The sequence below is a fragment of the Tissierellales bacterium genome (assembly GCA_025210965.1).
Taxonomy (GTDB): Bacteria; Bacillota; Clostridia; order Tissierellales; family JAOAQY01; genus JAOAQY01.
On record JAOAQY010000023.1, the window covers coordinates 25507 to 32408 of the forward strand.

The window sequence follows — 6902 nt, forward strand, 5'->3', positions numbered from 1 at the left end:
TTGGTGAAAAACTTTGATGTGATATTTTAGTGAATTACGGTTCTGGAGCTTCGATGTGAAAGCATCGCGTTTTCGTGCGTTAAACGATTTGAGGCATCTACGTGATGTAAATAAAGGTGGTACCACGGGTATACTCGTCCTTTCTGTGACGAATATGCCCTTTTTTTGTACAAAATTTTATAAAATTATAGACTAACCAAAAATTTAATTTAAAACTAATTATAGATGATAAAAGGAGGTTTTAAAATGTCAGCAGAAAATATTTTTGATATTTTAAAGGAAAGAGGATTCATTGAACAAATAACACACGAGGATGAAGTTAGAGAGCTTTTAGCAAAAGATTCTGTTCCTTTTTATGTAGGTTTTGACCCTACCGCAGATAGTTTACATGTTGGTCATTTCATACAAGTTATGGTAATGATGCATATGCAAAGAGCAGGTCACTGTCCTATCGCTTTAGTTGGTGGAGGAACTGTAATGGTAGGCGATCCAACTGGTAAAACTGATATGCGTAAAATGTTAAGTGTAGAAGCTATAGATGAAAATGTAGCTAGAATTAAATCTCAGCTTTCAAAATACGTAGTATTAGATGATGTAAAAGGCAGATTAGTAAACAATGGAGATTGGCTTAGAAATCTAAACTATATAGAATTTCTAAGAGATATTGGAAAGCATTTCAATGTAAATAAAATGCTTCAAGCAGAATGCTTTAAAGCAAGAATGGAAAAAGGTCTATCATTCTTAGAGTTTAACTACATGATTATGCAATCATACGACTTTTTAGAGCTTAACAGAAGATACAATTGTCAACTTGAATTTGGTGGAAACGATCAATGGTCAAATATAATCGGTGGTGTAAACCTTATAAGAAAAGTTGACCAAAAGCCTGCTTATGGTCTTACGTTTAAACTTCTTACTACTAGTGAAGGCAAGAAAATGGGAAAAACTGAAAATGGTGCTGTATGGATAGATCCTGAGAAAACTAGTCCATACGAATTATACCAATACTTCAGAAATGTCGAAGACAATGATGTTGAAAATTGTCTAGCTCTTCTTACATTTATACCAATGGATGAAGTTAGAAGATTAGGTGCTTTAGAGGGAGCAGATTTGAATGCTGCTAAAGAAATATTAGCATTTGAAGTAACTAAAATCATTCACAGCGAAGAAGATGCTAAAAAAGCACAAGACACTGCAAGAGCTCTATTTAGTGGAAATGGCGTTCCAGTAGATGCTCCAGCTACTGCTATGGACAAATCTGAATTTGAAAATGGGCTAGGTCTTTTGGCTTTATTAACACAATTAGGACTTACAAAATCTAATGGTGAAGCTAGAAGATTAGTTCAGCAAGGTGGTATTTCAATTGACGGAGAAAAAATAACAGATCCAAAATTCGAAGTTGGTTTGGACTTATTTAAAAATGGTGAAATACTAATTAAAAAAGGGAAAAAAGTATACCACAAAGTAACATTATAATTTCATATAAAAAAGGCACTTGAGCTAGTTGTTTTAAAGCTCAAATGCCTTCTTTTTTATTTAATTACATATCTTCTCAAACTCATATAGTAATCTAGCCGTAATTCCCCAAATAGTTGTATCTTTCAATTGATAAAAGTAAATATCATAGTGTCCCTTTTTCCAATCATATTCTTCTCCATTTGGTATTTTATCAAATGGAAAATCTTCTGGCAAGTTAAGACTTATATCAGACCTATATATCTCTGCCTTCAAATTTCTAAGTTCTTTCAATCCTAAGAATATGAGTTCAGATACTTCTGCTTCATTTGGTTTAAATTCTTTTGATTTTATCAATCCTATAAATGGATAAATTATTGTATTAAATGGTGTAAATAGTGGTGGAAGTTCTTCTCTTAACTCTATCTCGCTTGAATTCACTCCTAATTCTTCTACCGTTTCTCTTATAGCTGCATCTCTAGCTTTTTCGCCCTCCTCTATACCACCTCCTGGAAATGATATTTCGTCGGGCTGAGGTATATTTAAAGCTCTTCTTTCCAATACAATTTTCATTTCACCATCTAATTCAATCATCGGAATTAGAACAGCATAAGCTTTGTTTACATTTATAGGCAAATCTGATTTCTTCATTTCTAACTCCCTTTTATTACTTCATTTCTATCATAATCGGACAATGGTCAGATCCCATCACATCATTCAAGAGTTCTGCTCTTTCAACTTTTTCGACCAAATCCTCCGTGACAAAGAAATAATCAATTCTCCACCCTGCATTGTTAGCTCTAGCATTGAATCTATAACTACACCATGAGTATTTCACTTCGTCTGTATATATTCGTCAAACTCAAGAACCTGAGTTCTTCCCTCATTGTTAAATCGTTCATCTGGTAAACCTGTCCATATTTTATTTGGTTGTTTCTTTGTATATACCGCAGTTCCACTATAACCTTTTCTTTCTCCAGAGTTGAAATAAGTATGGTAACCTTCAGGTGAAATAAGTTCCTCACCCAATTGTTCTTTATGCGCTTTTGTCTCTTGAATACAAAGTATATCTAGACTCTCTTCATCAAGCCACTCTAAAAATCCTTTTTTTGTGCAGCTCTGATTCCATTTACATTCCATGAGTATATTTTCACTTTTTCCCCTCCAAATCAATATTTGAGTTTTTCTATATAAGCTAGTATTAGTAAATGTAGCGGATAATATGCATAGAAAAAATACTTTAACCTAGGGCCTCTCTCATTGTTATAAAAGTAAATAAAAATAAGAGAGAAACAAGAAATACATTGCACATACATTCTAGGCGAATAGTAATTATAACTCATTGCAATTTGAGTACAAAAAACCAAATTAAGTATCACTACACTAATACTCAATACAGAAAATTTTTCTCTATAATAATAAAATAGAAATATCAAAAAAACTCCGTAATATCCATAGTCAGTGTGAAGTGCTGTTGCTAGAACAGCTAATACTAATACCGACAAGCTAGCTTGAAGCGATTTATTTTTTTCCATAAAATATTCGTGAGCACCTATTGCTATTAATCCCAAGAATAATGTGAAAAATATATTCAAATCCCATCCTACTTTGAAAGCTAGCATAAAAGGATATTGCGATACAAGTGCAAATACAAATAATCTGATAGCATATTTCTTCCTATCTCGCGTGTAAATATATCCATTTGCTATCAAAAAAGCAAATATAGGAAATGCTAATCTTCCTATCATTCTTAGAAAAAACATATCTTTGAATACTACTGCACCAGCATGATCTATTGTCATAGTTACAATGGCAATCATTTTGAGTATAAATGCACTCATATCAACACCTCACTTTTGTCTTTATTATCTCACAAAGTTTAGGATCTCTCAAATAAAGTTTTTCAAAATACATTTCTATATTTCCACACTCTTCAATGCTATCTTCAAATAATATTTTCTCAAATACATACCTTATATTTTTAACATCCTCTGGTTCATTATTCCAGCCCCATCGGTTTCTAAATTTCAATATCTCTACTAATCCTTTTTCAACCTTCTCTTTTTTGTAATCTCCATTTAAAGAAATATTTTTACTGATTTCTATAGTTTCTTCTCCTTTGATAGTTTTCTCTAATAATTTATACACAGCACTCAAAAGACATCCTTGCTCTTTGCATGAAGAACACTGCATTCCGTTACTACACGATTCATATAGATACTTTTTCAAATAAAGTCTTAATTCATAAAGCCTTTCTGCACTTTTCTTGTAAGCTGTGTCCTCGTATTTTTTCTTATATACAAATCTTATCGCAAGTAATACGTATATTACCGCTACCGCTATCTGAACTACATATATCAAGGTTTCATCTATATCGTAGTTCAGCAAAGATTCTCTGAGTTTTTGAATTCCTAAAACAACAAAAACCATCCCTGAAAATAATTTTAGCCATTTTTCGGGTATATGCTTTCCAAAGTACATACCTACAACTATCCCAACCCCACTAGTTAAGATCATACCAGTTGTTGTTCCAATTAAAGTACTTATTGGATTTCCATTTATGGCAAGTGCCATAGCTGTAAGCTGTGTTTTATCACCCATCTCTCCTAAAAAAAATGCTAGTGCAACTGTAATTATAGCACTTTTTATTATACTTTTCGCACTATCTTCGTCTTCTTCCTCCACTTTTAGACTAGTATATCCAAATATTATAAAAAGTAGTGCTGCAAGTAATTGTATAAAAACTATGGGTATAAATCTTTGAGCATGTGCTCCTATGAAAACTGCTATACCGTGATTCAATACTACTCCGAGACCCACTCCAAGCAAAATATCTCGCACTTTGTATTTAGTAGCAAAAGACATAGCCATTATCTGAGTTTTATCTCCAAGTTCTGCAACAAAAATTAAAAATGCTGCTTGTATTATTTCATACATTTCATCCCTCCTAATTTTTTACGCTATAAAAAGGGAGTTCCTAAGAACTCCCCTAATTAAATCAATTATAATTTTACTACATCTAAACCAGTATCGTGACCATTTAAGTTGTATTTCTCAAGTTCACTTTCATTTACACGCTCTACTTTTTTAGCTAATGTCTCTGTCATAATGAATTCTTCATGAATTTCAACAGCTTTTGCTAATTCATCATCTCCATCAAATTTAATAGCAATGTGATCCATCATTTCAAACCCACTGCTCTTTCTAAGCTGCTGGATTTTTGATATAAACTCACGAGCATATCCTTCATTAATCAAATCTTCGTTTAATTTAGTATCTAGAATTACAAATTTATTGTTTTCCATTGATACATTAAAACCTTCTTTAGCTTGTATGTTGATAAGTACTAATTCCTTATCGATATCAAAATTGTCCCCATCTAAATCAATGCTGATAGTTTCTCCCGCCTCTAATTTGGGAGCTACTACTGATGCATCTAGTGAAGCTAGTGCCTTTCCGTAAAGTTTAATCTTTGCACCCAACTTAGGTCCTGCAACCTTGAAGTTTGGTTTCAAATTAAAGTCCATATACTCTTTCAAATCTCTAGCAAATACAACTTCTTTAACATTCAATTCTTCTTGAATAAGTGGAACTAAATCTCCCATGATTTCTTCATATTTACCATCTACAAGTACCTTTCCAATAGGCTGTCTTACTTTAATTCTCTCTGCTTCTCTTGAAGCTCTACCAAGTCCAACTAAATCTCTTACAAGATCCATTCTTTCCTCTACATTTGGCTGAATTAATTTTTCATCAACCTCTGGATAGTAAGCTAAGTGAACAGATTCCTCTCCTGTCAACTTCTCATACAATTCTTCCGACAAGAATGGCGTAAATGGTGCTACCATTTTAGAAAGTCCTACTAAAATTTCATATGTTGTGTTATAAACTGCTTTTTTATCATCAGTAAGTTCTGTAGCCCAGAATCTTCTTCTTGATCTTCTGATATACCAGTTTGAAAGGTCCTCACTAACAAAGTCTTGAACAGCTCTAACTACTTTTGTTAAATCAAATGCATCAAGATTTTCCTTAACATCTTTAAGCAAGTTATTGTATTTAGATAGAATCCACTGATCAAGTTCTGGTCTTTCTTCTACTGGAACATTGAACTCTCTTGGATCAATATCATCTGTGTTTGCATAAAGTACAAAGAAATTGTAAACATTTTTAATTGTATTAAAGAATTTACTTATAACTTCTTTTAAACCATCTTCATCAAATTTAGTAGGTGTCCAAGCTGGTGAAACATACAATAAATACCATCTTAGTGCATCTGCACCGTATTTATCGAATAATTCAAATGGATCAACCGAATTTCCTTTTGATTTCGACATTTTCTGACCATCTTTATCCAAAATCAAGTCATTAACTAAAACTCTCTTGTACGGAGACTTTCCAGTAACAAATGTAGAAATCGCAAGTAATGAATAGAACCAGCCTCTCGTTTGGTCTATACCCTCACAGATAAAGTCTGCTGGGAAATAAGAATTAAATAATTCTTTGTTCTCAAACGGATAGTGAAGCTGAGCAAAAGGCATTGATCCTGAATCAAACCAGCAATCTATAACTTCTTTAACACGAGTCATATGCTTACCACATTTATCACATTTAATGTGAACATCGTCAACATATGGACGGTGTAGTTCAATAGAATCATCAATATCTTCTATCGCTCTCTCAGCCAATTCTTTTCTAGAACCAACACTTGTAATTTCTCCACATTCGCATCTCCAGATATTAAGAGGAGTTCCCCAATATCTACTTCTAGAAATTGCCCAGTCATTCAAATTCTCTAACCAGTTTCCAAAACGACCTTCTCCAACAAATTGTGGATACCACTCAACACTATTGTTATTCTCTATTAATTTATCTTTTAATTTAGTCATTTCAATATACCAGCTAGGCTTTGCATAGTATAGAAGTGGTGTTTTACATCTCCAGCAATGTGGATAGTTATGAGCCATCTTCTCTTTCTTGTAAATACGATCTTCTTTTGCAAGCCACTTGATTACCTCAATGTCAATCGCTGGATCTAATACAAACTCGCCTTCCCAAGGTGTAGTTGTATATTTACCTTCTTCATTTACTGGCTGTAATACAGGAAGATCATATTCTCTTCCCACTTGGTAGTCATCTTCACCAAATGCAGGTGCAATGTGTACTATACCAGTACCATCACCAGTAGTTACATAGTCTGCTAGAGTTACATAAAATGCCTTCTTTTCTGCTTCTAAAAATGGCATGATTTGCTCATATTCCCAATGCTCCAAATCAGAACCTTTGTACTCTTCTAAAATTTCATACTCGCCTTCTAAAACCTTATCAGCTAATGTTTTTGCTACATAATAAATATTCTCATCTGAAGCCTTAACTTTTACATAGTCTTCTTCTGGATGAACTGCTAATGCAACATTTGCCGCAAGTGTCCATGGAGTCGTTGTCCATAC

Annotated in this window: 7 protein-coding genes and 1 other annotated feature (1 of these 8 running past the window's edge); of the genes, 1 reads left to right on the forward strand and 6 read right to left on the reverse strand. The window is 33.2% G+C overall.

The features are described from left to right. Nucleotides 1-145: a binding site (T-box leader), on the forward strand; it begins 54 nt to the left of the window's first position. Between the two features lie 101 nt (nucleotides 146-246). Then, complete coding sequence (tyrS, locus tag N4A40_01240) at nucleotides 247-1476, forward strand: tyrosine--tRNA ligase (protein ID MCT4660455.1); 1230 nt, start codon at nucleotides 247-249, stop codon at nucleotides 1474-1476. 60 nt (nucleotides 1477-1536) lie between these two features. Here the strand turns inward: tyrS and N4A40_01245 are convergent, their stop codons facing one another. The 6 genes from N4A40_01245 to ileS form a co-directional block, all read right to left on the reverse strand. Next, the gene (locus N4A40_01245; GenBank protein MCT4660456.1) at nucleotides 1537-2106 is read right to left on the reverse strand and encodes a CoA pyrophosphatase; all 570 of its coding nucleotides are present in this window, start codon (nucleotides 2104-2106) and stop codon (nucleotides 1537-1539) included. Nucleotides 2107-2122: 16 nt separating this feature from the next. Further along, nucleotides 2123-2293: a hypothetical protein gene (locus N4A40_01250; GenBank protein MCT4660457.1), complete on the reverse strand. Its 171-nt coding sequence runs from the start codon at nucleotides 2291-2293 to the stop codon at nucleotides 2123-2125. Continuing rightward, the gene (locus tag N4A40_01255; GenBank protein MCT4660458.1) at nucleotides 2290-2595 is read right to left on the reverse strand and encodes a hypothetical protein; all 306 of its coding nucleotides are present in this window, start codon (nucleotides 2593-2595) and stop codon (nucleotides 2290-2292) included. Before N4A40_01255 ends, N4A40_01250 begins: the two co-directional genes overlap by 4 nt. A 29-nt stretch (nucleotides 2596-2624) precedes the next feature. Then, nucleotides 2625-3296, reverse strand: coding sequence for a conjugal transfer protein TraX (locus N4A40_01260; protein ID MCT4660459.1), 672 nt, complete (start codon nucleotides 3294-3296; stop codon nucleotides 2625-2627). Between the two features lies 1 nt (nucleotide 3297). Further along, the gene (locus N4A40_01265; GenBank protein MCT4660460.1) at nucleotides 3298-4392 is read right to left on the reverse strand and encodes a TMEM165/GDT1 family protein; all 1095 of its coding nucleotides are present in this window, start codon (nucleotides 4390-4392) and stop codon (nucleotides 3298-3300) included. 65 nt (nucleotides 4393-4457) lie between these two features. Next, nucleotides 4458-6902, reverse strand: a 2445-nt coding sequence (gene ileS / locus N4A40_01270) for an isoleucine--tRNA ligase (protein MCT4660461.1), incomplete at its 5' end; no start/stop codon positions are given.

Coding starts and splice junctions, on each gene's coding strand:
- N4A40_01260 (MCT4660459.1), bottom strand. CDS start 3,296: ATGAGTGCATTTATACTCAAAATGATTGCCATTGTAACTATGACAATA.
- N4A40_01245 (MCT4660456.1), bottom strand. CDS start 2,106: ATGAAGAAATCAGATTTGCCTATAAATGTAAACAAAGCTTATGCTGTT.
- N4A40_01255 (MCT4660458.1), bottom strand. CDS start 2,595: ATGGAATGTAAATGGAATCAGAGCTGCACAAAAAAAGGATTTTTAGAG.
- tyrS (MCT4660455.1), top strand. CDS start 247: ATGTCAGCAGAAAATATTTTTGATATTTTAAAGGAAAGAGGATTCATT.
- N4A40_01265 (MCT4660460.1), bottom strand. CDS start 4,392: ATGTATGAAATAATACAAGCAGCATTTTTAATTTTTGTTGCAGAACTT.